Annotated in this window: 27 protein-coding genes and 1 other RNA gene; 13 read left to right on the top strand and 15 right to left on the bottom strand. The window is 69.9% G+C overall.

Annotation, left to right across the window (positions count from 1 at the left end; all coding sequences use genetic code 11):
- Nucleotides 1-45 precede the first annotated feature (45 nt).
- On the top strand, nt 46-837 hold the full coding sequence (hisN, locus tag QU602_RS06495; RefSeq protein ID WP_373692895.1) for a histidinol-phosphatase: 792 nt from the start codon (nt 46-48) through the stop codon (nt 835-837).
- 70 nt (nt 838-907) lie between these two features.
- Here the strand turns inward: hisN and mgrA are convergent, their stop codons facing one another.
- Complete coding sequence (gene mgrA / locus QU602_RS06490) at nt 908-1,960, bottom strand: L-glyceraldehyde 3-phosphate reductase (protein ID WP_308799427.1); 1,053 nt, start codon at nt 1,958-1,960, stop codon at nt 908-910.
- Between the two features lie 75 nt (nt 1,961-2,035).
- Here mgrA and QU602_RS06485 point away from each other — a divergent pair, with 75 nt between their 5' ends.
- Nucleotides 2,036-3,022, top strand: coding sequence for an arsenic resistance protein (locus tag QU602_RS06485; protein ID WP_308799426.1), 987 nt, complete (start codon nt 2,036-2,038; stop codon nt 3,020-3,022).
- A gap of 44 nt (nt 3,023-3,066) precedes the next feature.
- Here QU602_RS06485 and ssrA read toward each other — a convergent pair.
- Nucleotides 3,067-3,435: a transfer-messenger RNA gene (gene ssrA / locus QU602_RS06480) on the bottom strand.
- 148 nt (nt 3,436-3,583) lie between these two features.
- Between ssrA and QU602_RS06475 the strand changes: the two genes are divergently transcribed.
- Nucleotides 3,584-4,240 carry an SIMPL domain-containing protein gene (locus QU602_RS06475; protein ID WP_308799425.1) on the top strand — a complete coding sequence of 219 codons (657 nt, stop codon included), beginning with the start codon at nt 3,584-3,586 and terminating at the stop codon, nt 4,238-4,240.
- A gap of 199 nt (nt 4,241-4,439) precedes the next feature.
- Here the strand turns inward: QU602_RS06475 and QU602_RS06470 are convergent, their stop codons facing one another.
- The 5 genes from QU602_RS06470 to prfB form a co-directional block, all read right to left on the bottom strand.
- The gene (locus tag QU602_RS06470; protein ID WP_308799424.1) at nt 4,440-5,174 is read right to left on the bottom strand and encodes a tyrosine-protein phosphatase; all 735 of its coding nucleotides are present in this window, start codon (nt 5,172-5,174) and stop codon (nt 4,440-4,442) included.
- A gap of 68 nt (nt 5,175-5,242) precedes the next feature.
- Complete coding sequence (gene smpB / locus QU602_RS06465; RefSeq protein WP_308799423.1) at nt 5,243-5,719, bottom strand: SsrA-binding protein SmpB; 477 nt, start codon at nt 5,717-5,719, stop codon at nt 5,243-5,245.
- A gap of 93 nt (nt 5,720-5,812) precedes the next feature.
- Nucleotides 5,813-6,724, bottom strand: a complete 912-nt coding sequence (ftsX, locus tag QU602_RS06460; protein ID WP_308799422.1) for a permease-like cell division protein FtsX — start codon at nt 6,722-6,724, stop codon at nt 5,813-5,815.
- On the bottom strand, nt 6,721-7,731 hold the full coding sequence (gene ftsE / locus QU602_RS06455) for a cell division ATP-binding protein FtsE (protein WP_308799421.1): 1,011 nt from the start codon (nt 7,729-7,731) through the stop codon (nt 6,721-6,723). Before ftsE ends, ftsX begins: the two co-directional genes overlap by 4 nt.
- A gap of 66 nt (nt 7,732-7,797) precedes the next feature.
- Entirely contained in the window at nt 7,798-8,907 is a 1,110-nt protein-coding gene (prfB, locus tag QU602_RS06450) for a peptide chain release factor 2 (RefSeq protein ID WP_308799420.1), read from the bottom strand.
- A 77-nt stretch (nt 8,908-8,984) separates the two neighbouring features.
- Between prfB and QU602_RS06445 the strand changes: the two genes are divergently transcribed.
- From QU602_RS06445 to QU602_RS06425, 5 genes are all read left to right on the top strand, one after another.
- The gene (locus QU602_RS06445; protein WP_308799419.1) at nt 8,985-10,256 is read left to right on the top strand and encodes an MFS transporter; all 1,272 of its coding nucleotides are present in this window, start codon (nt 8,985-8,987) and stop codon (nt 10,254-10,256) included.
- Nucleotides 10,257-10,409: 153 nt separating this feature from the next.
- Nucleotides 10,410-11,501 carry a hypothetical protein gene (locus tag QU602_RS06440; protein WP_308799417.1) on the top strand — a complete coding sequence of 364 codons (1,092 nt, stop codon included), beginning with the start codon at nt 10,410-10,412 and terminating at the stop codon, nt 11,499-11,501.
- 50 nt (nt 11,502-11,551) lie between these two features.
- Nucleotides 11,552-11,764 carry a hypothetical protein gene (locus QU602_RS06435; protein WP_308799416.1) on the top strand — a complete coding sequence of 71 codons (213 nt, stop codon included), beginning with the start codon at nt 11,552-11,554 and terminating at the stop codon, nt 11,762-11,764.
- Nucleotides 11,761-12,162: a pyridoxamine 5'-phosphate oxidase family protein gene (locus tag QU602_RS06430; protein ID WP_308799415.1), complete on the top strand. Its 402-nt coding sequence runs from the start codon at nt 11,761-11,763 to the stop codon at nt 12,160-12,162. Before QU602_RS06435 ends, QU602_RS06430 begins: the two co-directional genes overlap by 4 nt.
- Before the next feature lie 99 nt (nt 12,163-12,261).
- Nucleotides 12,262-12,798: a hypothetical protein gene (locus QU602_RS06425; RefSeq protein ID WP_308799413.1), complete on the top strand. Its 537-nt coding sequence runs from the start codon at nt 12,262-12,264 to the stop codon at nt 12,796-12,798.
- Here QU602_RS06425 and QU602_RS06420 read toward each other — a convergent pair.
- The 8 genes from QU602_RS06420 to QU602_RS06385 all read right to left on the bottom strand — a co-directional run bounded on the left by QU602_RS06420 (nt 12,788) and on the right by QU602_RS06385 (nt 18,625).
- The gene (locus QU602_RS06420) at nt 12,788-13,273 is read right to left on the bottom strand and encodes a pilus assembly protein TadG-related protein (protein ID WP_308799412.1); all 486 of its coding nucleotides are present in this window, start codon (nt 13,271-13,273) and stop codon (nt 12,788-12,790) included. The two genes, QU602_RS06425 and QU602_RS06420, sit on opposite strands and share 11 nt — an antisense overlap.
- A complete protein-coding gene (locus tag QU602_RS06415) occupies nt 13,270-13,746 on the bottom strand; it encodes a TadE family protein (protein ID WP_308799411.1) in 477 nt (158 codons plus the stop codon). The genes QU602_RS06420 and QU602_RS06415 overlap by 4 nt, the downstream gene beginning before the upstream one ends.
- A complete protein-coding gene (locus tag QU602_RS06410) occupies nt 13,721-14,110 on the bottom strand; it encodes a TadE/TadG family type IV pilus assembly protein (RefSeq protein ID WP_308799410.1) in 390 nt (129 codons plus the stop codon). Before QU602_RS06410 ends, QU602_RS06415 begins: the two co-directional genes overlap by 26 nt.
- A 2-nt stretch (nt 14,111-14,112) precedes the next feature.
- On the bottom strand, nt 14,113-14,280 hold the full coding sequence (locus QU602_RS06405; protein ID WP_308799408.1) for a hypothetical protein: 168 nt from the start codon (nt 14,278-14,280) through the stop codon (nt 14,113-14,115).
- A 34-nt stretch (nt 14,281-14,314) separates the two neighbouring features.
- Entirely contained in the window at nt 14,315-15,262 is a 948-nt protein-coding gene (locus tag QU602_RS06400) for a type II secretion system F family protein (RefSeq protein WP_308799407.1), read from the bottom strand.
- Nucleotides 15,250-16,116: a type II secretion system F family protein gene (locus QU602_RS06395; protein WP_308799406.1), complete on the bottom strand. Its 867-nt coding sequence runs from the start codon at nt 16,114-16,116 to the stop codon at nt 15,250-15,252. Before QU602_RS06395 ends, QU602_RS06400 begins: the two co-directional genes overlap by 13 nt.
- On the bottom strand, nt 16,113-17,336 hold the full coding sequence (locus QU602_RS06390; RefSeq protein ID WP_308799405.1) for a CpaF family protein: 1,224 nt from the start codon (nt 17,334-17,336) through the stop codon (nt 16,113-16,115). The genes QU602_RS06395 and QU602_RS06390 overlap by 4 nt, the downstream gene beginning before the upstream one ends.
- A 134-nt stretch (nt 17,337-17,470) precedes the next feature.
- Complete coding sequence (locus tag QU602_RS06385; RefSeq protein ID WP_308799404.1) at nt 17,471-18,625, bottom strand: ROK family transcriptional regulator; 1,155 nt, start codon at nt 18,623-18,625, stop codon at nt 17,471-17,473.
- Nucleotides 18,626-18,775: 150 nt separating this feature from the next.
- Here QU602_RS06385 and QU602_RS06380 point away from each other — a divergent pair, with 150 nt between their 5' ends.
- The 5 genes from QU602_RS06380 to QU602_RS06360 are packed head-to-tail and all read left to right on the top strand — an operon-like array spanning nt 18,776 to nt 25,297.
- Nucleotides 18,776-20,092 carry an extracellular solute-binding protein gene (locus QU602_RS06380; RefSeq protein ID WP_308799403.1) on the top strand — a complete coding sequence of 439 codons (1,317 nt, stop codon included), beginning with the start codon at nt 18,776-18,778 and terminating at the stop codon, nt 20,090-20,092.
- Between the two features lie 4 nt (nt 20,093-20,096).
- On the top strand, nt 20,097-21,044 hold the full coding sequence (locus QU602_RS06375) for a carbohydrate ABC transporter permease (RefSeq protein ID WP_308799402.1): 948 nt from the start codon (nt 20,097-20,099) through the stop codon (nt 21,042-21,044).
- On the top strand, nt 21,044-21,886 hold the full coding sequence (locus QU602_RS06370; protein ID WP_308799401.1) for a carbohydrate ABC transporter permease: 843 nt from the start codon (nt 21,044-21,046) through the stop codon (nt 21,884-21,886). The genes QU602_RS06375 and QU602_RS06370 overlap by 1 nt, the downstream gene beginning before the upstream one ends.
- A 49-nt stretch (nt 21,887-21,935) precedes the next feature.
- Nucleotides 21,936-23,582 carry a glycoside hydrolase family 66 protein gene (locus tag QU602_RS06365; protein WP_308799400.1) on the top strand — a complete coding sequence of 549 codons (1,647 nt, stop codon included), beginning with the start codon at nt 21,936-21,938 and terminating at the stop codon, nt 23,580-23,582.
- Nucleotides 23,579-25,297 (top strand): glycoside hydrolase family 13 protein, encoded by a 1,719-nt coding sequence (locus QU602_RS06360; RefSeq protein WP_308799399.1) that lies wholly within the window; start codon nt 23,579-23,581, stop codon nt 25,295-25,297. The genes QU602_RS06365 and QU602_RS06360 overlap by 4 nt, the downstream gene beginning before the upstream one ends.
- Nucleotides 25,298-25,319: the final 22 nt, after the last annotated feature.

Genomic DNA, 25,319 nt, shown 5'->3' with positions numbered 1-25,319 from the left:
CGAAGCGGCCGCTCGCACCAGGGCGGTTCAGTAGGGTTGGTGCACGTGACGACTCTCGCCGAAGACCTCGCGCTCGCACTCGACCTCGCCGACCGCGCCGACGAGATCTCGCTCGCACGGTTCCGGGCCGTCGACCTCGAGGTCGCGACGAAGCCCGACCGCACCCCGGTCACCGAGGCCGATCTCGCCGTCGAGCGTGCGATCCGCGATCGCCTCGCCGAGCTCCGGCCCACCGATGGGGTGCTCGGCGAGGAGTTCGGCACCGAGGGCTCGTCGGTACGCCAGTGGATCATCGACCCGATCGACGGCACCGCGAACTTCTTGCGCGGTGTCCCGGTCTGGGGCACGCTCATCGCGCTCGCCGTCGATGGCACGCCGGTCGTCGGCGTGGCGTCCTCCCCCGCGCTCGGACGCCGCTGGTGGGCGTCGACGGGTCACGGTGCGTGGACGACGGATGCGCCGGGCACAGAGCCGCGGCGCATCGGGGTGTCGGGCGTCTCGCAGCTCGCCGACGCGTCCCTCAGCTTCCAGAGCCTCGCGCAGTGGCGCGACGCCGGCCACCTCGACCGCCTCCTCGCCCTCTCGGAGCGAGTCTGGCGCGACCGCGCGTACGGCGACCTCTGGTCGTACACGCTGCTCGCCGAGGGCCTGGTCGACATCGTGGGCGAGTTCGACGTGAAGACGTACGATCTCGCCGCGCTCATGCCCATCGTCGACGAAGCCGGCGGCCGGTTCACCTCGATCGACGGCGCGCCGGGCGCCCACCACGGCAGCGCGCTCGCGACCAACGGCCACCTGCACGAGGCGGTGCTCGAAGCCCTGCACGCGCCGCACTGAGGCGGCGGGCGCCGCGAGGCATCCGCCGACCCGCCGAGCCGATCGCGCGATCAGCCGGCCGATCGCCCGATCAGCCGCGCAGGTCCGGGAGCTCGCCGCCGCCGCGTGCGTCGGCCCACAGATCGACGCCCGTGTCGACCGCGTGCCGGTCGATCGTGGCGAGCTCGTCGTCGGCGAGTTCCAGCCGGTCGAGCGCGCGCACGTTCTCCTCGAGCTGCTCGACCCGGCTCGCACCGATCACGAGGCTCGTGACGCGCTCGTCGCGCAACGCCCAGGCGAGGGCGAGCTGGGCGAGCGACTGGCCGCGGGCCGAGGCGATCGCGTCGAGCCCGCGCAATCGCTCGAGCGCCTCCTCCGAGATCATCGACGGGTCGAACGACGTGCCCGCCGCTGCACGCGAATGCTCGGGGATGCCGCGGAGGTACTTGTCGGTGAGCAGCCCCTGGGCCAGCGGTGTGAAGCCGATGATGCCGAACCCGAGGTCTTCGGCGGTGTCGAGCAGCCCCTCGGTCTCGATCCAGCGGTTCAGCATGGAGTACGACGGCTGGTGGATCGTCAGCGGCGTGCCGAGCTCGCGAAGGTACCCGGCGATCTCTCGGCTCTGCTCCGCCGAGTAGGACGAAACGCCCACGTACAGCGCCTTGCCCGCGCGGACAGCGGCATCGAGCGCCGCCGCCGTCTCCTCGAGCGGCGTCTCGGGATCGGGCCGGTGGTGGTAGAAGATGTCGACGTAGTCGAGGCCCATGCTGGCGAGCGAGCGGTCGAGGCTCGCGGTGAGGTATTTGCGGCTGCCGCCGACCCCGTATGGGCCCGGCCACATGTCCCAGCCCGCCTTCGTCGAGATGATGACCTCGTCGCGGTACGGCGCGAAGTCCGTCGCGAGCACGCGGCCGAAGTTCTCTTCGGCCGCGCCATACGGCGGGCCGTAGTTGTTCGCGAGGTCGAAGTGGGTGATTCCGAGGTCGAATGCGCGGCGCAGCAGGTCTCGCTGGCCTTCGAGCGGCCGGTTCTCGCCGAAGTTGTGCCACAGCCCGAGGGAGAGCAGCGGGAGCTGGAGGCCGGAACGGCCCGATCGGCGATAGGTCATGCGGTCGTATCTGGCGGCGTCGGCGGCGTAGGGCATGCGGGCCATGCTACTGCCGGGCAGCGTCCGCCCGGCGACCCTTGACGACGTGCCACATGGTGCAGGCTTGGAGCCGTGCAGCGTGCGATCGAGTGGTGGGAAGGCCGCCAGGTGTGGCTGTACCTCGCCGCGATCGCCGCCGGCGCGATCGTGGGGCTCTCGGCGCCGACGCTCGCTCACCCGCTCGAGGTCGCCATCACGCCGGTGCTCGGGGTGCTGCTCTACGCGACGTTCCTGGCGGTGCCCATCACGCACCTGGGCCGCGCGTTCCGCGACGGGCGGTTCCTGGTCGCGATCCTCGCCCTGAACTTCGTCCTGATCCCGCTGGTCGTGTTCGCACTCAGTCGGTTCGTGGCCGGCGACCCCGCGCTGCTCGTCGGCGTGCTCCTGGTGCTGCTGACGCCGTGCGTCGACTACGTGATCGTGTTCACCGGACTCGCGGGAGGCGCGCGTGACCGCCTGATCGCCACGACCCCGGTGCTCATGCTCGCGCAGATCCTGCTGCTGCCCGTCTACCTCTGGCTGATGGCCGGGCCCGACGTCATTGCAACATTCGATGCGGCGCCGTTCGTCGAGGCGTTCGTCTGGCTGATCGCCGTCCCCCTCGCGGCCGCAGCGGCGACGCAGGCACTTGCGCGCCGCATCCGGCCCGCCCGCACCCTCCGGAGCGGATTCCTCGGCGCGATGGTGCCGCTCATGATGCTCACGCTCGCGATCGTGGTCGCGTCGCAGATCGCCGCGGTCAGCGGCCAGCTCGCCGCCCTCGTGACCGTGTTGCCGCTGTTCGCCGCGTTCCCGCTCCTCGTCGGCCCGCTGGGCGCCCTCGTCGCGCGCACGGCACGCCTCGGCGTGCCCGAGCGCCGCGCGGTCGTCTTCAGCGGCGTGACACGCAACTCGCTCGTGGTGCTGCCGCTCGCACTCGCGCTGCCGGCCGGGTTCACGCTGACGCCGCTCGTGGTGGTCACGCAGACCCTCGTCGAGCTCGTCGTCATGGTGCTCATGGTCGCGCTCGTGCCGCGTGCCATCACCGGTCCGCGCACACGCGAAGAGGCCGCCCCGTAGGGCGGCCTCTTCGTGTGGCATTCGTTCGTGTGCAACGACGACCATGGTGGAGATGGGGGGAATCGAACCCCCGTCCATCGCTGTGGTTCCGCGCCTTCTCCGGGCGCATCCTGTGAGGCGTTCTGCTCGGCCCCGACCCTTGCCACAGGCAACTGAGTCGACAGGCCCAGCCTGAGTAAAGTCCCGCACGCCGCTCAGGCGACGGCGCGCAGCAAGTTCCCTAAATGACGCCAGCGACCGGGGCGGGAACCCACCCGGGCTGACGGACTATCGGACTCGCTTAGGCAGCGAGGGCGAAGTCAGACTGCTTCTTATTGGCAGTTATTGTTGTGCAGGGAGCGTTCACGAGATAACCCTGCATCCTCGGCCCGCTTCTCGCGGTTGCTCAGACGATGTCGAAACCGATCATCCCCCTGGTCACCAGGCCCTGCGGTCGCAGGGTCGTGGCGGGCCGTCGTCGCACACTGTGGAATTGCCATGAACCGCGCAGTGGACTGCGCGGCCTTACAGAATAGAACATCGGCGCCCGGCGCGCCATTCCCGACCGCGAAGGAGCGAACCGTGAGCACCCAGATCACCGTCACCGGCCGGGCCGAGGCCCGCATCGCACCCGAGCTCGGCGCGGTCAGCATCGCGGTCGCGGCCTCCGGCCCGAGCCGCGACGCCGTCCTGCAGCAGGCCGGCCGCGCACACCAAGCGCTGCTCGACGAGGTCAAGTCGGTCGACGCGGAGGGCGTGCTCGACGTCTGGTCAGCGGGTCAGCTCCGGGTCTGGGCGCACCGCCCCTGGAACGCCGAGGGCCGCCAGCTGCCCCTCGCTCACGAGGCCCGCGCCGATGTCGAGGTCGTCTTCCGCGATCTCGCACGCCTCACCGAATGGGTGAGCGCCGCCGCCGAGCGCGACTCGATCGCGATCGGCGGCGTCGAGTGGCGACTGACGGATGCCACGCGCCACCGCGTGCAGGAGGACGCCCAGCGACGGGCGGTCGCCGACGCGATCGCGAAAGCCCGCGTGTACGCCGACGCGCTCGGACTCGGCGAGCCGACAGCCGTCGAGCTCGCCGATCGAGGGCTGCTCGGCCCGCAACCAGGGCCCTCCGGCCCGCAGCCCGTGATGATGCGTGCCGCCGCCTTCGGCGGCGCGCAGGCCCCGGTCACCGAGCTCACGCCCGCCGACCTCGTGCTCGAGGCATCCGTCGACGCCCGATTCACCGCCTGACGCGGCCGGCCCGCGGCATGCCGCGGACCCGCCATCGCGCCACTTCTGCGCGCCCGCGCCCGCCATCGCGCCCGCCATCGCGCCAGTTCTGCACGCCCGCGCCCGCATTGGTGGCGCGGGCGTGCAGAAGTGGCGCGGAGCGAGTTGCGCGGCACGCGCCGAGCACGCCGGGATTCCCTGACACGGCGTGCCGCTCGGCTCAGCTCGGTTCGACGAGCAGGCGCTCGAGCGCGGCGAGCTCGTGCAACGTGAGGCCGGATGCGAGGAGGTACTCGCGCGCCGACCCGTGCTCGCGTTCAACGAGCGTGATCACGCCCTCGAGCGCCTCGGGCGGGCTGCCGCCCATCAGCACGCGGAGCTCGGGACCGTCGGGCACGCCGAACCTGCCGACCATCTCGACCATCTCCTCGAGCCACTCCCCTGCGAGGTTCGCCTCGGTCAGGGCGTAGTCGGCGATGACGTCGTCGCGGTCGACGCCGACCGCGAGCAGGGTCAGCGCGGTCACGATGCCGGTCCGGTCTTTGCCCGCGGTGCAATGCACTACGACGGCCCGGCCGTCCGCCGTCGAGATCTCGCGGATGGCGTCGACCACGACGCCCGCATGCTGCGTGACGATGCGCTCGTAGAGCGCCTCGAGCGTCACGTTCGGGCCGTGCGAAGCGCCGGACCCCTCGAAGACGGGCAGCCGCAGCACCTCGACGTCGAGCCCGTCGAGGTCGTCAGGCATGAACTTCGCCTCGGTGTCGTCGCGGAGGTCGATGACGATGCCGACGCCGAGCTCGGCAAGCGCCGCGCGGCCGGCTTCGCCCAGCCGCTGCAGGCCGTCGGACCGGTACAGCACGCCCCGCCGCACCACCCCGGTCGACGCGGGCAGGCCGCCGACGTCGCGGAAGTTGTACGTGCCGGGAACGGGGATGCGCGCGTGAGGGGTCACCCGCGCAGCCTACCGACCGCCGCTGACAGCCCGGCCGTCAGCCCGGCCGTCAGCCCGGCCAGCGGGCGTCACTCCCCCAGGTGCCGCCGGCTCGCGATGGCGCGTTCGGCCTCGCGCTTGTCCTGCCGCTCGCGCAGCGCGTGGCGTTTGTCGTACTCGCGCTTGCCCTTCGCCACCGCCAGCTCCACCTTCGCCCGGCCGTCGCTGAAGTAGATCGACAGCGGGATCAGCGTGTAGCCGCCGTCTTGCGTGCGATGGCTGATCTTGATGATCTCCTGCTTGTGCAGCAGCAGCTTGCGCTTCCGGCGGGGCGCATGGTTGTTCCAGGTGCCTTCGGTGTATTCGGGGATGTGCACCGCGTCGAGCCACATCTCACCACCGTCGATGAAGGCATACCCGTCGACGAGCGACGCACGTCCCTCTCGCAGCGACTTCACCTCGGTGCCGGTGAGCACGAGACCCGCCTCGTACGTGTCCTCGATCGTGTAGTCGTGCCGCGCCTTGCGGTTGGTCGCGACGACCTTCTGACCGCGTTCCTTCGGCACGGGTTGCTCCTTCGTTCGAGCGGGTGGACATGACGGATGCCGCGGGCACGGCCCGGGCAGCCGTTCAGTCTAGCCCACGCGCGCGGAGCGCGCTCAGACCCGCAGGTAGCGGCGGATCGCGATGCCCGCCGAGACCGCGGCCAACAGCACGCCCACCGCGATGAGCAGCGGCACCACCAGCCACGCCTCGCCGAGGTCGACGAAGGTGAACGACAGACTCCCCGCGAGGTATCCCTGCACGAAGAAGTGCACGATGCCGAGCACCGCGGCACCTGCGAGCACCGAGCCGATCAGTCCCGCGATGACGCCCTCGAGCACGAAGGGGGTCTGGATGAACCGGTTCGACGCACCCACCAGCCGCATGATGCCGAGCTCGCGACGGCGCGAGAACGCCGACAACCGGATCGTGGTCGCGATCAGCAGCGCCGCCGCGACCAGCATGATCGCCGCGATGCCGATCGCCGTGAAGCTCGCCGCGTTCAGCACGTCGAAGATCTGGTCGAGGTAGCGGCGTTGATCGACGACCTGTTCGACGCCCGCGAGTCCGGCGAGCGCCTCGGCGATCACCTCGGACTGGGACGGGTCGACGAGGTTCACCCAGAACGTCTCGTTGAGCACCTCGGGCGTGACGTAGTCGGCCGCAGGCGTTCCCGCGAACTGCTGCTGGAAGTTCTCGTAGGCCTGCTGGTGGTCTTCGAAGTAGAACTCGTCGATGTACGGCGTCAAGGTGGCCGAGTCGAGCTGCGACTCGACGGCCGCCTTCTGCTCCTCCGTGGCCTCGCCGTCGATACAGCCCGCCGCCGTCGAGACGGTGGTGCACAGGTAGACGGCGACCTGGGCGCGGTCGTACCAGTAGCTCTTCATCTGGCCGATCTGCAGCTGCATGAGTGCCGCGGTGCCCACGAACGTGAGCGAGATGAACGTGACGAGCACGACCGAGACGACCATCGAGGCGTTGCGGCGCAGCCCGCTCGCCGCCTCGGCGAGCACGAGCCCGATCCTCATGAGGTGGGCCCCACTTCCTGGTCACGGTCGTCGTGTCGGGGCCCGCCGGGGGCGCGCAACCCGAGCCGTTCGGCGAGCGTCAGATGATCGGATGCCGCGGCCTCCGGCGTCTCCTTCGGTTTCAGCTGGTCGGGGTCGAGCTGGATCTGACCGGTCGCGGCCGCCGTGATCTGGGCTGCAGCGTCGGTCACGTCATCGGTCGCCTCGGGCTCCACGTACAGCGGCGGTGCATCGCGCATGACCTCGGGGGTCATCTTCGGGGCGACCGCGGTGATCGGCGCGTCGGGCTGCTGCTCGGGCACGTACTCGATGTCGCGCACGGTCTGCCCGTCGTACCCGGCCTCCGTCTCGTCGCGGACGATGTCGCCGGCCGAGAGCTCGATGACCCGACGCTTCATCTGGTCGACGATGCCGGCCTCGTGCGTGGCCATGACGATCGTCGTGCCGCCGGCGTTGATGCGCTCGAGAAGTGTCATGATGCCCGCACTGGTGACCGGGTCGAGGTTTCCCGTCGGCTCGTCGGCGAGCAGCACCTGCGGCTTGTTCACGATTGCGCGCGCGATCGCGACCCGCTGCTGCTCGCCACCCGAGAGCTCATGAGGCATCCGCTTGGCCTTGCCGTCGAGGCCGACCAGCTTGAGCGTCTCGGGAACCGCCGACTGGATGAAGCCGCGCGACTTGCCGATCACACGGAGCGTGAACGCGACATTGTCATAGACCGACTTGTTCGGCAGCAGGCGGAAGTCCTGGAATACGACACCGAGGCTCCGCCGGAAATACGGGATCTTGCGGCTGGAGATCGAGCCGAGGTCTTGCCCGAGGACGTGGATCGAGCCCTTGGTCGGCTTCTCCTCCTTGAGGATCAGTCGCAGAAAGCTCGACTTGCCGGAGCCGGAGGCGCCGACGAGGAAGACGAACTCGCCGCGCAGGATCTCCACCCCGATGTCGTTCAGGGCAGGCCTGCCCTGGCCCGGATAGGTCTTGGTGACGGAGTCGAAGCGGATCATCGGGTTCGAGCTTAAGCAGGGTTCGGCGGAATCGTGCTCAGCGACTCGCGCCTCGTTCGCGTTGGGTCAGTCGTCGTCTTTGCGCTTGCGCCATTTGATGCCGGCGGCGATGAGCCCGTCGAGGTCACCGTCGAACACCGTGGCCGGGTTGCCGACCTCGTAGCCGGTGCGCAGATCCTTCACGAGCTGCTGGCCGTAGAGGAAGTACGAGCGCATCTGATCGCCCCAGCTCGCCGTGATGACGCCCGCGAGCTCTTTCTTCTTCGCGGCCTCTTCTTCACGTTTGAGCAGCAGCAGCCGGGTCTGCAGCACGCGCATGGCGGCGGCACGGTTCTGGATCTGCGACTTCTCGTTCTGCATCGAGACGACGAGGCCGGTGGGGATGTGCGTCAGGCGCACCGCTGAGTCGGTCGTGTTGACCGACTGGCCGCCCGGCCCCGAGGACCGGAAGACGTCGACGCGGATGTCGTTCTCGGGGATGTCGATCTCTTTGGCCTCCTCCATGACGGGGATGACCTCGACCGCGGCGAAGCTCGTCTGCCGCTTGTCGGCCGAGCCGAACGGGCTGATGCGTGCGAGGCGGTGCGTGCCGGCCTCGACGGAGAGCGTGCCATAGGCATACGGCACGTCGACCTCGAACGTCGCGGACTTGATGCCGGCGCCCTCGGCGTAGGACGTGTCCATGACCTTGACGGGGTACTTGTGCCGCTCGGCCCAGCGCAGATACATGCGCATGAGCATCTCGGCGAAGTCGGTGGCGTCGTCGCCGCCGGCACCCGAGCGGATCGTGACGACCGCGCCGCGCGAGTCGTACTCGCCGTCGAGCAGGGTCTGCACCTCGAGCTGGCCGATCACGCCCTCGAGCGCCGTGAGCTCCTGACGTGCCTCTTCGGCGGCCTCTTCGTCGTCCATCTCGGCGGCGAGCTCGACGAGCACGTCGAGGTCGTCGAGCCGAGCCTCGACCTCGGTGACGCGCTTCAGCTCGGCCTGACGGTGGCTGAGCGCGCTCGTCACCTTCTGCGCGTTGTCGGTGTCGTCCCAGAGGTCGGGCGCACCGGCCTCCTCGGAGAGCCGGGCGATGTCGGCCTCGAGTGCGTCGACGTCGACGACGGCCCGGATGTCGCGGAAGGTGGCGCGCAGGGCCGCGAGCGCCTGCGAGAAATCTGCATCCAACATGTCTCGAACAGCCTAGTCGTGCGGGCGGATCCCGGCCGCCGCAGGCGCCGAGCTGGTCGGGTGTAGCGTCGAGGACGATGAGTGACGCCTCGCCCGCCCCGTTCGCGTGGCGCTCGGTCATCCTCCCGGCGTATCTGCCCACGCTCGTGTTCTCGCTCGGCGAGGGCGCGCTGATCCCGGTCATCCCGCTCGTCGCGGTCGATCGCGGCGCGTCGCTCGCGATCGCCGGACTTGTCGCCGCCATGCTCATGGTCGGCGAGCTCGTCGCCGATCTGCCGGCCGGCTGGCTGGTCGCCCGAATCGGCGAGCGACCCGCGATGATCGGCGCGGCGATCCTCGCGGTGATCGCCGTGCTCGTCCCGCTCGGCCTTCCCTCGGTCTTCGCGCTCGGGGTGGGCGTGTTCCTGCTCGGCCTCGCGACCGCGGTGTTCGCGCTTGCGCGGCACGCGTTCCTGACGACGTACGTGCCGGCGCGGGTGCGTGCGCGGGCGCTGTCGACCCTCGGTGGCGTGTTCCGCGGCGGCTGGGCGGTCGGACCGTTCGTCGCCGCCGGGATCATCGCGTGGACCGGTTCGAGCGAGGCCGTGTTCTGGGTCCTGGTCGTGGCGTGCGCGGCCGTCATCGCCGTGCTGCTCCTGCTGCCCGACCCCGAGAAGACCTTCGGTGCGGCACGCGTCGCGCGCGGAGCATCCGGTGCCGTGACGACCGAAGGCGACTCGGCCGCATCAGCGGCCGCGGCGTCGTCGAGCGTGTTCCGTGCGATCCGGGCGAATCGCGGTGTGCTCGCCCGGATCGGTTCGGGCGTGGGCATCATCGCGGCGATCCGCGCGAGCCGCATCGTCATCCTCCCGCTCTGGTCGGTCTCGATCGGCATGCCCGCGGAGCAGGCGGCGCTCGTCATCGGCCTCTCCGGCGCGATCGACTTCGCGCTGTTCTATGTCAGCGGGCAGATCATGGACCGGTTCGGGCGACTGTGGAGCGCCATCCCGGGGCTACTCGGCATGGCGATGGGGCATCTCGCGCTCGCGTTCACACACGACCTCCCTGATCGTGTCGCGTGGTTCACGGGGCTTGCGATCTTTCTCGGCGTCGCGAACGGCGTCACGAGCGGCATCATCATGACGCTCGGTGCCGACCTCGCGCCGAAGGGGAACCCCGCACCGTTCCTCGGCGCATTCCGCACCATCTCGGACACCGGCCAGGCCGGAGCTCCATTGCTGATCTCGGCCGTGACCTCAGTGGTGTCGATCACGGCGGCGAGCGCCGCCGTCGGCGTGCTTGGCCTCATCGGGGCGGCGATGCTCTGGCGCTGGATCCCCCGCTACGTGCCGCACCGCCGACGGCCCTGAGGCATCGCGGCAGACGCCAGCCCAGGATCGGAGAATCTCCTCCGCGTGTCGCAGCGGTCGATCCCGATCCGTCGATCGTCACGCCAGTACTCTGGCGCCGGAGCCGGTCGCACGAGGGGTACGGCCGGCCATCGCCGTCGACGAAGGAGTTCCATGCCCGTGCACGATCTGCCCGACACCGTCGAAGCCCGCGCGCAGATGGACCGCGCGGAAACCGACGCGCTCGCCGCGCTCGGACTCGACCCGAAGACCATCGCCGTCTGGGAAGACGGGTACCGTGCCGCGAAGACCGCGGACACCACGTTCGAGTGGTGGTACTTCGACTGCCAGTTCGACGACGGCTCGACCCTCGTCGTCACGTTCTCGAACAAGCCGCACACCGACCCCTCCGGCCCGCTCACGCCGACCCTGCTCGTCATCCGGCAGTACCCCGACGGCCGCCGGGTGCACCTCGAGCCCACCTTCCCGGCGGACGAGTTCAGCGCCGCGACCGATCGGTGCGACGTGCGCATCGGCCCGAGCACCGTGCGCGGCGACCTCGACGTGTACGAGCTGCACCTCGAGGCGGACGGCATCGTCGCCGACGTGCGAATCGACCGTGCGGCGCCGTCGTGGCGCCCCGGGGCGGGAATCAGCTACTTCGACCAGGCGAAGTCGCACTACCTCGCGTGGGTGGTGCCGGTGCCGTACGGCACCGTCACCGCGACGATCACCGAGCACGGATCGACGTCGCGGCTCACAGGCAGCGCGTACCACGACCACAACTGGGGAAACCACCTCATGGGATCGTTCCTCGACCACTGGTACTGGGGCCGCGCCCACGTCGGCGACTACACGATCGTCTACGTACGGATGACCACGAAGGGCCTGTTCGGGTTCGGTCAACTCAATATCCCGACCTTCTTCCTCGCCAAGGGCGAGACGATCATCACGGACGACCTGCTGCCGCTTCGGCTCGAGACGAGTGGCGACGTGCCCGGCCCCGGGCATCAGACCTATCCGACCAAGATGGTGTGGACCTGGGCGGCCGAGCGCGGCACGATCACCATGACCGTGACCGAACCCCGGCTCATCGAATCCTTGGACATGTCCACGCCCCGCCACGGCATCCAGCGCGTGCTCCACGCGGGCGAGCACCCCATGTACTACGACTTCAACGCCGACCTCGACCTCGACATCCGGCTCGACGACCTGACCGACCGGGTGACCGGCCGCACGCTCTACGAGAAGATGATGTTCCGCTGAGTGCGGGCTCGGGTGTGTCGACGAGAGTGGTCCCTCCTGACACCGACGACGTGGACCGGCCGGTGGTCGACGGCCTCCTCGGCGAGGCTCGGCCCGCGGCCACCATCGCCGCCGCAGGAACGCCGCTTCCCATGGAAGACTCGATCTACGAGTCGCGGACGCCGCTCGATGACCAGGCCGCGCACTCGGGCGAGACCCCTATGTTCACCGACCCGACCATCCCGGCCGAGACCGGCAGACTCTGCGAGGTACCGACTCCATGACGAGCTTCACCGACGACGACCTGGAATTCCTGACCAGGCCCCTCTATCTCTTCTTCACGGCCGTGCCCGACGGAGACCGGCTCCCGGCGCCGAGACCCGTCTGGTACGAGCTCGGGGAGGACGGGGGGCTCGAGATGTTCTCGGGCGCGAGCACGGCACGGATCAGACGGCTCAGGCGCGATCCGCGGGCATCGGTCGTCGTGACGGCGCCGGTCGGCGAACCCGAGTATTGGGTCGCCGCCGAGGGCCACGTGACGCTGCAGGCCGACGGAGCCCAGGAACTCGCGACGCGACTGTCGAAGCGGTACTGGTACCCGGGCGTGATCGAGGAGTGGGGCGGGATGGATCTCATCCGGCTCACGTTCACGCCGACCCGCGTGCAACGCGCCGCCGGCTGACCGGCGACCACCGACGCACCCAACGTTCCTGGCTCGTCGCGCGTTGTTCTGGGCATGAGGGACTGCTCATCGAGATCACACCGTTCGCTGGAATTGCTCGTGCGACCACTTCTCGCGGCCGCCGGACTGACTGCGCTGGTGGGGCTCGCTGGGTGCGCGCAGCTCTCGGGGACCCAGCCGCCGCTCTCGCCCGAGGCGCAGCCGGTCGCCGAGGTGGACTGCCGCACCGAGGGCGACTGGTGGGATCCCGCACCCGAGACGCGCGCGCCGGCTCCGACGCCCGGGCGTGTGCCGGCCGGATTCGACGCGGTCGCGGCGCTGCGGTGCCAGGTGGATTTCGCGCCCGCACCGGTGAACGGAGCCGCCGACGGTCCGACGGTACGGATCGAGCGGTTCGAGGGCGACCTCGGACCGGTGATCGACGCGCTGGCGAAGCCCGACGACCCGGTCCCAGCGAACGTCGCGTGCACCGCCGACATGGAACTCGTCCCCGCGCTCTGGCTCGAGGATTCAGCCGGTGCGGTCGTTCCCGTGCACTACCCGCGCGATGCCTGCGGCAAGACCAAGCCGGGCGTGCGCGAGGCGGTCGAGCGACTCGACCGTGTCTCGGTGAGCGACGCGTCGTTCAGCGGATGACCGAACGGGCGGTGGCGACGACCTCGATCGGAACCTCGACCGGAATGAGCCCGCCGTCGCCCAGCCAGCGCCAGTTCGCGGTGAGGGCGACCGCGACGCCGCGGTCGTCGGCGCTCTCGACCCCGACGAGCCGGAGCCCGTCGAAGGCGGCTGCGGCGTCGGCCGCGGCGAGGTAGTCCGAGACCGCGCGTTCGAGGGCCGCCTGCTCGAAGGTCACATCGGGAGCGCCCTCGCCCTCGGGTGTCGCAGCGGTCGCGGCGAAGGACCAGGCCTCGGCAGCGGCGAGCGCGGCACCGTCGGCGACGGTGAAGAGGCGTTTGCGCTCGAGGTACAGCGACGAGGCCGCGGTGACGACGAGGATGAGCGCCCCGGCGAGCGCGGCGAAGCCGACGATGAGCGGCAGCGTCGATCCGGTCTCGTCGTGCAGCCCTCCGCCCCACGTACGGCGATCGGGTCGCGGGCATCGCGCTGTCATCGGCCGGTCACCGCGTATTTCGACACCGTCTGGGTGGCTACGCCTTCGACCCGCACCGAGCCGACCCGCCACCCGAACAGGTCGGGGACGAGCGGGAGCGCGACCGAGGTCGCGACCTCGACCCGCACCCGGGCGCCCGCGGCGGCGCAGCCGCCCTCGGGCACGCACGACACCGCGATCTCGGCAGCGCCACCATCCATGCCTCGGTCTGCGAGCACTGTGCGCGCTGCCCGGTCGATCAGGTCGAGTGAGGCACGGCGATCGTCGACCGCGGCCAGCACGGCCACGCGTGCGGCATGCCGAGCCGCGGCCTCGACGGCGAAGGTACCGGCCTGCACGGCGGCGAGCGCGAGCACCACGTAGACCAGTGGCACCAAGAGCAGGATGCCGGCCGTCAAGAACTCGAGCGCGGCGGCGCCGCGATCGTCGCCGAGGCCGCGGAGGCGCTCAGTCCAGCGGCTCGACGGTCGCACGGCCGGTCACCTCCATGGCGTTCGCGGGACCGAGCAGGCCGATGGCCGGAAGTGGCGCGCGCACGGTCACCTCGATGATCGTCTCGGCACCGGCGCCGGCTCTGGAAAGTGTGACGTCGCGCGCATACTCCTCGGTCAGCGCGGACGCGATGAGCTCCCGGGTGCGGTGCAGGCCGTCGGCGTCGGTCACGCCGACGAGCGCGCGATACCGCGCGCCCTCGGCAGCGGCGTCGGCGAGCGTGTTCCGCACGTGCAGCCCGAGCGCGAGCTGCAGGACCGCGAGCACGAGTGCGGCGAGCAACGCCGCGACGAGCGAGAACTCCGCGACCGCGGCCCCTCGCTCGTCGGCGAGCGCCGCCCGCACGGTCAGAGGCCGCCGAGCACGTGGTCCATCGCCTGTTGGAACACCTGCTCGAGCGCGGGCCCGGCGAGCACCCAGATCGTGAGCACGAGCCCCGCGGTCATCAGCGTGATGAGCACCCATCCCGGCACGTCGCCGCGCTCGTCGCACAGTCGGCCCAGCAGTCGTCTCATGGAGGATCCCTTCGTTCATGTCATTCGTCTCGGGTCAGAGCCCCGCCTGCAGGACGACGTAGCCGGGAAACAGGGCGAAGGCGATCGTGATCGGCAAGATCAGGAAGATCAGGGGCACGAGCATCGCGATCTCTTTGCGCCCGGCGAGCTCGATGATCGTGCGCTTCGCCGCTTCGCGCGCGTCGCCGGCCTGCGCGGCCAGCACCGAGGCGAGCGGAGCACCCCGGTCGAGCGCCCCGATCACCTGATCGAGCGCCCGGGCCACCGCGGGATGACCCAGTTCATCGCGAAGCCTGCGCAACGCCACCGGCAACGGGACCCCGGCGCCGACCGCGGCCACGACGCCGGCGAACTCCGCCGCGAGCTCACCGTGGCCGGTGCGCGCGACCCGACGGATCGCGTCGAGGATGCCTTCGCCCGCGGTGAGGCTCAGGGTGAGGAACTCGAGCACCGTGGGCAGCTCGGCGCTGATGCGCTCGAGTCGGCGCCGCGCAGCACGCTGCAGCAGCCAGTCACGAAGCGTCGCGCCGAGCACGGCGGCAAGCACGGGCACCATGACGCGAGCGGGGACCGGGAGCGACTGCGCCGCCGGCGCGACGACCATGACGACGGATGCCACGCAGAACGCCCCGACCGACCACGCGAGCTGCTCGCCACGGAAGCGATCGGCGTCGCCCGCGGAACCGGCCTGCCGTAGCCGACGGCGGACGACCTCGTCACCGCCGAGCAGCTGCCCGAGCAGCGCCCGGGCACGCCGCGCGAGCGGAACGGCGACCACGCCGAGCACCGGCGCCGGATCGGCCGTGCGGCGGACCAGGCTCGCCCGGGCCTCGTCCGAGACATCCGCCAGGTATGGGGCGACCCGCTGCATCAGCCGCGGTCGCCCGAGTCTCGGCACCGACGCGGCGAGCAGCCAGAGGCCGAGGCCGAGCACGGCGCCCGCGGCGATCGCCAGCGCTGCCGTGCCCGTCACTGAAACCACCGCCGCTCGTCGGGGAGCCGGCCGAGGGCGACCATGGCCCGGTACGCCACCGCGCTCACCGCGAGCCCGACGAGCAGCAGGCCGGTACCCGCGGGCGTGTCGTACGACTGCAGCGTCTCGGGTTTCGTCGAGAGCAGCACGAGGAGGACCCAGGGCGCGGCGACACCGAGCTTCGCGGCGTTCCGGGTCCACGATTGACGCGAGCGCACTTCGGCGCGCAGCGCCGCGTCGTCTCGGAGATACGTCGACAGGCTTCGCAACACGTGGGTGATCTCGGTGCCACCCACCTCGCGTGCCATCCGGACGGTCTCGAGGATGCGGTCGGCGACGGGGTCGGCGAGCCGAGCCTTCAGCGCATCGAGCGCGGGTGCGAAGACACCCGTGCGCCGGTACTCGTCGTCGAACGCGGCGAACGGCGCGCGCGTCGCGGCAGGTCCGAGTGTCGCGAGCGCGGCGAGCGCGTCGGGCAGCGACAGGCCGGCGCGCACCGAGGCGACGAGGTGGTCGACGACCTCGGGCCACACCGCGCGGTTCGCGGCCCGCCGCGCCCGGGCTCGGGCGTGCACGGACGCCGGCACGATCGCTAGCCCGAGCACGCCTCCCACGAACGTCAGCGCGGTCAGGCCGAACAGCGCGTGCGCGAGCGCCGCGACCGCGACGCCGAACACTCCGGCAACGACGGCGATCACGCTCGTCGGTACCGAGCTGAGGCCGGCGAGCTGCAGCTCGTCGCGCACGGTGTCGAAGCGGGTGCGCCGCGGTGCCGCCGACCGTGCGGGCGCGGCGGGCCAGACGATCGGAGAGATCGCGAGCAGGAGCCCGAGCCCGAGCCCGGCGCCGAGGACGAGACTCACGTGCCCCCCAGGACGATCTCGGGGTCGAACCCCGCGACGCGCAGCTTCGTGAGCCGCTCAGGCCTGGCGCTCGTCGGCCGCAGCCGTGCGCCGCGCCGCATGAAGACGCGATCCGCCTCGACCGTGCCGTCGACCACTGCGCCGGTGGTGACCGAGATCTCGTCGACGCGCCGCACGCCGTGCCGGTCGATCGCGAGGTGGACGACGACGTCGATGCAGCTCGCGACCGTCGGCACGACGAAGGCGGCGTCGATGTTCCGGCCGGCCAGCAACGGAAGGGTGCAGAGCTTCGCGAGGGCGTCGGCGGCGGTGTTCGCATGGATGGTGCACATGCCGGGGAGCCCTGAGTTCAACGCGATCAGCAGGTCGAGGCTCTCGGCCTCACGCACCTCCCCGACGAGGAGCCGGTCGGGTCGCATGCGGAGCGCCTCTTTGATGAGCCTGCGCAGCGTGATTTCGCCCGTACCCTCCAAGCTGGGCTGCCGGCACTGCATCGCCACGAGGTCGCGCACATCGAGGTCGAGCTCGAACGTCTCCTCGACGGTGACCACCCGTTCGTGACTGCGGATGCAGGACATCAACGCGTTGAGCATCGTCGTCTTGCCGGTGTGCGTCGCACCTGAGACGAGGACGTTCGCTCCGGCGAGCACGCACATCCGGAGGAACTCGGCGGCCTCGCGGGTGAGCGCCTCGCGCTCGACGAGTTGCGGCAGCGTTCGGATGCGCTGCTGGAACTTGCGCACGTTCACCGACCACGACCTCGTCACGTCGGGAATCGCGACGTGCAGCCGAGACCCGTCTGGCAGCGACGCGTCCACGAACGGCGACGAGAGGTCCACGCGCCGCCCCGAGTGCTGCAGCATCCGCTCGACCAACTCGCGCACCTCGTGCTCGGTGAGCATGATGTTCGTCAGTTCGGGCACGCCGTCGCGCGCGACGAACACGCGCCGTGGCCCGTTGATCCAGAGCTCTTCGATGTTCGGGTCGTCGAAGAACGGCTGGAGCACCCCATAGCCCGCGAGCTCGGCGACGACCTCTCGCTCGGCCGCCGGTTCGTCGCCCAGCGCCTCGTGCAGCCCGCCGAGGGCGGCTTCGTTGTACCTGCGGACCTCGTCGCGCGCATACCCGGCCGCGAGCGTGTCATCGCCGCCGAGATCGACCCCCTCGCGCAGCACACGGTCGCGGACGCGCTCGGCGATGCTGCGGACGGGATCGGACATGCGCCCCATGATGCTTCAGAAGCGGATGCCTCACTGCGAAGTTATCCACAGTGCCTGCGGCGCCGAGGCCGATGACTCGCCCGAATACGCCGCACAGCCGACACTCGGCGTCGCGTGTCGCGACCGGCGGCGGATCAGGCCGAGGTGTCGTGCAGACGGCCCTGCACGTAGGCCTGGATCGCCAGCGCCGCCGCACCTCGGCACCATCCCGCGTTGTCGCCGGATGTGATGACGATGGGCGGCGTGATCGCCCGCGGGTCGCGGTCGGCACGGATGCCCTCGTGGATGGCGTCCCACGCGACCCGCGCGAGTCCGACACCCTCCCCCGCGATGATCAGGTGCTGCGGGAGTGTGAGATTGCAGATCGCGGCCAGCAGCCGGCCGAGACCCCGGCCGGCCTCGTCGACGATCCTCCGGGCAGCCGGCTGACCCTCGCGTGCGAGCTGCAGCGTCGTCTCGTAGTCGACCGGGCGGCCGAGCGCGTCGGACGTGCGGCGCGCGACGGAGTCGGAGTCGAGCAGGCTCATCGCGCAGCCGCGGTGCCCGTCGGGACACATCGGACCCGCGGGGTCGAGCGGCCAGTGGCCGACCAGGCCGATCCCGTAGTCGCTGGCGGTGACGAGCGCTCCGTTGGCGACCAGGCCGAATCCGGTGCCCGAACCGAGTGAGACCACCGCGAATCGTTCGTCGTCGCGGCCCTCTCCGAACCAGTGCTCGTACTCGGTGAACGCGAGCACGTCGTTGTCGATCAGGGTGGGGATGCCCGTCGCATCGCTCACGAGCCTGGCGAGCGGAACGTCCCGCCATCCGAGGAACGGCGCACTGACGACGTCGGCGCGGTCGCGGATGAGTGCGCCGATCCCGATGCCGATCGCGCTCGGGGGCGTCTCGGCGGCGACGACCCGCACCTGCTCCGCGATGATGGCGACGACGCTCTCGGGGTCGCCTGCGGTCAGCGCCGCGGTGTTCGACCTGAGGATGTGCCCGCGGAGATTCGTCAGGGCGACGATCACCTCGTTCTCGCGCAGCTTGATGCCGACGAACGTCGAGGCGTCGGCGTCCACGTCGAGGAGCTGCGTGGGACGTCCGACTCGGCCGTCGTTGTGCTCGCCGACCTCGCGGAGGATCCCCGACTGCAGCAGCGGGGCGCTGAGACGGCTGAGCGACCCGCGCGTGAGCTGGAGACGGCGTGCGAGCTCCGCGCGCGAGATCGGGCCGCGACGCAGCACCTCGATCGCCACGGGCAGGGACGCATCGGCTGAGGACCAGGCCCGCTGCTTCGTCGGCATGACGCCCCTTTCTCCGCCCTTTAGTTGCATGGCGAACCTTATTATTGCGCCACACCGCGCAAAACACACTATTGACGGCTGTATTTGTTTTGCTATAGATCTATTTACGCACGCAGCACCCCGATCATCACTGGACCAATGGAGGTCATCATGTCCCGTCCCACTCCGAAGTGGGTGCGCGCCCTCAGCGTCGTCGGCGCACTCGCGCTCGCGTCCGCCGGCCTGGCCGCCTGCACGTCGGCCGACGCCGGCACCTCCGCCGACGGCATCGGCGAACCGGGCGACACCAACATCTCCGGCACGGTCACGTTCTGGCACGCGTACGGCGTGGACTCGACCGAGGTCTCGACCCTGCGCGACGTGATCATCCCGAAGTTCAACGAGACCTACCCCGACGTGGAGGTCCAGGACGTCGCCGTGCCCCACGACGAACTGCACCAGAAGCTCGTCACGGCCGTCGCCGGTGACGTGCTTCCCGACCTCGTCCGCGCCGACCTCGCGTGGGTCCCCGAGCTCGCAGACCTGGGCGTCCTCGTGCCGCTGAGCACCGAGATGCCCGACTTCCAGGAGATCGCCGATCGCACGTACCCGGGCATGCTCGCGACCAACCGCTGGCAGGGCGAGTACTACGGGCTTCCGCTCGACACGAACACACGCGTCCAGCTCTACAACGCCGAGGCGCTGGCCGCGGCGGGCGTCGACGCACCGCCGGAGACGGTCGACGAGCTGATGGAGGTCGGCGCGGCGCTCAAGGCGAAGGACATCTACGCCTTCGCCGACAACGGCGCCGGGGGCTGGAACGTCCTCCCGTGGATCTGGAGCGCCGGCGGCGATATCACCGACGAGGACGTGACGGTGGCTTCGGGCTACATCAACAGCGAGGCATCCATCGCCGGCGTGCAGACCTTCGTCGATCTCTACACGCAGGGATTCATGCCCGACACGGTGCTCGGTGACTCCGGCGGACTGTCCACCAGCGACGGGCTCGCTCAGGGCGCCTACGCCACGATCCTCGACGGCCCCTGGATGTGGCCCATCTTCGGCTCGCAGTATCCGGACTTCGAGCTCAACGCGGCGCCGGTGCCGGCCGGCGCGGGCGGCAGCATCAGCGTCGTGGGTGGCGAGGACATCGTGCTGACGAAGTCGTCGAAGAACAAGGCGGCGGCCGCGGAGTTCATGCGCTTCCTGCTCAGCGAATGGGCACAGATCGAATTCTCGAAGATCGGCCAGATCTCCGTGCTCACCGATGTCGCCCCCCAGCTCGTCGAACTGAACGCCTACTACGAGCAGTTCCTCGCGCAGCTCGAGACCGCCAAGAACCGCCCTGCGACACCGGCCTGGTCACGCATCGACACGCTGCTGCAGGACGAGATCCGTTTGGCCCTCCGCGGCGAGAAGACGGTCGAGGAAGCCCTCGACACGGTGGCGGAACAGACCGACGAGCTGCTCGCCGACTACGCGAACTGATCCGATGACGACTGTCCGAGAGCCGGGAGCGCGCACGCGCGCGCTCCCGGCGCGCCGGGTCCTCGCCCCTGCCGGCGGCCGTCGCATCGCCTGGGCCGGATACGCCTTCGTGCTCCCGGGCTTCGCCCTCTACGCGCTCGTCATGCTCTACCCCACCGTGCAGACGTTCCTCATGAGCCTGCGCGAGTGGAACATCGTTCCCGGGGCGGAGAGCCCCTGGGTCGGACTCGACAACTACGTTCGGGCCTTCAGCGACCCCGATCTGCAGATCGCGCTGGTCAATGCCGTCGTGTACACCGCCGTGACGGTTCCGCTGCAGATCGTGATCGGCCTCGGCATCGCCGTCCTCCTCGACTCGAAGCTCCCCGGCCGCACCGCGTACCGCGTGCTCTTCTATCTTCCGGTCGTCACGAGCTGGGTCGTCGTGTCGCTGCTCTTCCAGTTCATCTTCTCGTCTGCCGAGACCGGACTCGCCAACGCGCTCCTCATCGATGTCGTGGGCGTGCGCGAGGATCCCGTCGCGTGGTTCCTCGAGAGATGGACCTCGTACGTCGCCATCTGTGCGCTCGGCGTGTGGAAGGGCCTCGGCTGGGCGATGCTCATCTTCCTCGCCGCCCTGACCGGCGTCTCGCGTGAGCTGCACGAGGCCGCCGCGCTCGACGGCGCCAACGCCTGGCAGCGGTTCCGCCACGTCTCGCTCCCCTCGATCCGCTCCGCCCTCGCGGTCGTCGTCATCCTGCTCGTCATCGGAGGTTTCAACGTGTTCATCTCGGTGCTGCTCATCACCGGCGGCGCGAACGACACGCAGGTCCCGCTGACGATGATGTACGAGGAGGCCTTCCGGTTCCTCGACTTCGGGTACGGCAGCGCGATCTCATTCAGCCTGACGATCCTCGTGCTCGCCCTCTCGGCACTGCAGTACTGGTGGACCCGACGGAAGACGGCCCTCTGATGGTCACACCCAAGACCCGCCGCCGGGTGAGCATGGCCCTGCGATACCTGATCCTCACGGTGCTCGCGATCGTGCTGGTCTACCCGTTCCTGTTCATGATCGCCACCTCGTTCAAGACGCGGACCAACTCGCTCGGCAACCCGTTCGAGCTGCTGCCGACCGAACCGACGATCGAGAACTACGCGCGAGCCCTCGGCGAGGAGAACTTCGGTCTCTACTTCCTGAACTCCGTCTTCGTGGCCACGGCGAGCACGTTCCTGATCGTGCTGCTCTCGTCGATGATGGCGTACGGGTTCACCCGATTCCGCTTCCCCGGCCGCCGGCTGCTGTTCGCGCTCATCATCGCCGGTCTCACGATTCCGACCATGATGCTGATCATCCCGCAGTTCATCCTCGCGAAGGACCTGCAGCTGCTCGACTCGCTCCCTGGTCTCGTGCCGTTCTATGTGGGCACCGCGCTCGGCTTCAACACCTTCCTGCTCTGCGGGTTCTTCGAGACGATCCCGCGTGAGCTCGACGAGGCGATGCTGATGGATGGCGCCGGCGCGTGGCGTCGGTACTTCCATCTCGCGCTGCCGCTCTCCAAGCCGGCACTCGCGACGGTGGTGATCTTCTCGTTCCTCGGCTCCTGGGACGAGTTCATCTGGGCGCTCACCGTCATCAACGACCCCGCGCAACGCACCCTGCCCGTCGCGATCGCGCTCTTCCACGGGCAGCACTCCACGAGCTGGGGTCTGGTCTTCGCCGCGTCGGCGATCGCCATCATCCCCGTGCTCATCGTCTACATCACCTTCCAGCGATTCTTCGTCGCCGGCATCACCACAGGAGCGGTCAAGAGCTGATGTCCTTCCCCCCGCACGCATCCCCCACCAGCGACGCAGGAGCACTCCGATGATCATCCCCGAGCGCACATCGCACGTCCCCGGCGACGCCGTCCGCCTCCTGGTCGACGACCCGTCGGTGCGCACCGTGCGCGTGCATCACCTCGCCCACGTCGTCGCCGAGGTCACGGTGGAGGACGGTGTTGCGATCGTTCCCGCGCAGCCGGTTGGAGGGTACGGCGTCACCGGCGTGGACGCGGCGGGGGCGGAACGGCACCGCACCGCCTTCGACGTGCTCGAGGACCCGTTCGACCGGCCCCGATACGGGTTCGTCACCAAGATGGACGACTCCGCTCCCGTCGAGGAGATGCTGACCTTCTTCCGGCGACTGCACCTGTCGCTCGCGCAGTTCTATGACTGGGCGTACCGCCACTCCACCCTGCTGCCGCCCGAGGACCCGTATCTCGATCCGCTCGGGCAGCCGCGTTCCCTCGCGGTGATCGACCGGCTCGCGGCCCGCTTCTCCGAAGCAGGCACGGTGCCGCTCGGCTACTCGGCGGTGTACGCCATCGGCGCCGACGAGGTCGACCGGTGGTCCGCCGCAGTCCTGCGCCGAGAAGACGGCGCCCCCTACCGGCTCGGTGAGGACTTCCTCGTGCTGGTGGACCCGGGTGACGAGGCGTGGCTCGCCCACTACACCCAGCAGCTGCGCGACGTGATCGACCGCACGCGCCTGCGCGGCTTCCACCTCGACCAATACGGATGGCCCAAGTTCGCACGCACCGCCGACGGGCGCATCGATGTGGCACGCTCGTTCGTGCGCATGCTGGCGGCCGTGCGGGCGGCCGTACCCGACGCGCGGTTCATGTTCAACAACGTCAACGACTTCGGCACCCGCGAGACCGCCGGCGCGGCACAGGATGCGTCGTACATCGAGGTCTGGTCACCGCACGACACACTGCAGGACCTCGCGGAGCTCGTGGCGCGCACTCGCGCCCTGCGTCCGGAGCATCCGCCGATCATCTCCGCGTACCTCTCCTGCTTCGCCGACGGCCCGGCCGGCGGCGTCGAGGCGGCGAAATGCGCAATGGCGGCCATCTACTCCAGCGGAGGGACGCACCTCCTCCTCGGCGACAACTCCCATGCCCTCACCGATCCCTACTACCCGCGCAACGCCGAGCTCGAACCCGCGGCCGTCGACGCCCTCGTGCCCTGGTACGACTTCCTCGTGAGGTACGGCGACGTCCTGCTGGCGCCCGACGTGCACGACGTCACGGAGTTCTACACGGGCGGGATCAACGAAGACATCGTGATCGACGCAGCGGGTCACACCGTCTCGACGAAGGCCGCTGCCGACTCGGTCTGGGTGCGGGTCTTCCGCACCGGAGACGGCTCGCACGTGGTCCACGTGGTCAACCTGCTCGGTCTCGAGGAGACCGAGTGGGATCGCGCCAAGCCTCCCGTCGCGCCGCTCGAGGGCGCCACGGTGAAGGTCGCCACGGGCCTCGCACCGGTGGGCGTGTGGTCGGCGAGTCCCGACGGCCCCGAGCTTCGCCCCCTCCTCGGCCGCGACGCCGGGACGGCCGCGCAGGCCGATGCCCTCAGCGCCGGCCAGGAGCATCTGGCGTTCGCCCTGCCTCCGCTCGGCCGATGGACCCTGATCTGGCTCCCCGCCGCCGACGGCCCCGCCGCTCGCGCAGAGAAGGATCTCCGATGACGACCCTGCTCACCTCGGTCCGCCACCCCAGCGTGAGAAACGGTGAGCCGTGGTGGAAGGGCGCGGTGGTCTACCAGATCTATCCCCGCAGCTTCGCCGACGGCGACGGCGACGGCATGGGCGACCTGCGCGGCATCATCGAGCACGCCGACCACCTCGTGCGACTGGGCGTCGACGTCGTCTGGCTGTCACCCGTGTACGCGTCGCCGCAGGACGACAACGGGTACGACATCAGCGACTACTTCGCGGTGCATCCCGCTTTCGGGACGCTCGACGACCTCGACGAGCTGATCGCGACGCTGCACGAGCGCGGCATCCGCCTCATCATGGACCTCGTCGTCAATCACACCTCTGACGAGCACGCCTGGTTCCAGGAGTCCCGCTCATCCCTCGACAACCCGAAGCGGGACTGGTACATCTGGCGAGACCCGCGCGATGGCGGCGCCCCGAACAACTGGGGCTCGTTCTTCTCGGGGCCGGCATGGGACCTCGACGAGGCGACCGGCCAGTACTACCTCCATCTCTTCTCGCCGAAGCAGCCCGACCTGAACTGGGAGAACCACGAGGTCCGGTCGGAGATCTACCGGATGATGAACTGGTGGCTCGACCGCGGCGTCGACGGGTTCCGCATGGATGTCATCAGCTTCATCTCCAAGCCCGACGACCTCGCCGACGGCCGCGTGGGGAGCTCGGGGTGGGGCGACGGGATGGCGCTCTACGGCTCCGGCCCGCGCATCCACGACTACCTGCAGGAGATGCATCGCGAGGTGTTCGACGGGCGTGCCGATAACGTGCTGACCGTCGGCGAGATGGTCGACGTCACTCCCGAGAAGGCGCGCCTGTACACCGATCCGCGCCGACGCGAACTCGACATGGTCTTCCACTTCGATCATGTGGGACTCGACCACGGGCCGGGCGGCAAGTTCACGGCGGGCATGCTCGACCTCGTGGCGCTCAAGCGGGTGTTCGCGCGCTGGCAGGAGGAGCTCGCCGACGTCGGATGGAACAGCCTCTACTGGAACAACCATGACCAGCCGCGGGTCGTCTCGCGGTTCGGCGACGACACCCGGTACTGGTACGAGTCGGCGACAGCCCTCGCGACCACCCTGCACCTGATGCGCGGCACGCCGTACATCTACCAGGGCGAGGAGATCGGCATGACCAACATGCCCTTCGCGAGCATCGACGACTTCCGCGACCTCGAGACCCTCAATCATTACCGTGAGGTCACACGCGGCATGGATCCCGACCGCGCTCGACACGTGCTCGAGGCCATCACCCTGGCGAGCCGCGACAACGCCCGCACACCGGTGCAGTGGAACGGCTCCCCCGGAGCCGGCTTCAGCAGTGCGGAGCCGTGGATCGCGGTCAACCCGAATCACACGTGGCTCAACGCCGAAGCGCAATACGACGATCCCCGCTCGGTGTTCGCGTGGTATCGCCGGCTCATCGAGCTGCGACACTCGGAACCGGTCGTCGTGGATGGACGCTTCCGTCTGCTGCTCGCCGAAGACCCGCAGGTGTTCGCCTACACCCGCACGCTCGACGCCACCACGCTGCTGGTCGTCGCGAACCTCTCGGGGCGACCAGCCACGCTCCCCGACGACCTGTGCGACCAGTGGCGGTCGGCGCGCACCGTCCTCGGCAACCACCGGGAGGGGGCTCCGCTCGCGCCGCGTCTCGCACCGTGGGAGACGGTCGTCGCCATCCGCTGAATGCTGCGCCGGGGCGAGGGCC

Source organism: Agromyces protaetiae, from assembly GCF_030866785.1.
Taxonomy (GTDB): Bacteria; Actinomycetota; Actinomycetes; order Actinomycetales; family Microbacteriaceae; genus Agromyces; species Agromyces silvae.
The sequence above is the reverse complement of the archived record's forward strand: the minus strand, read 5'-3'. Positions and strand labels throughout refer to the sequence as shown.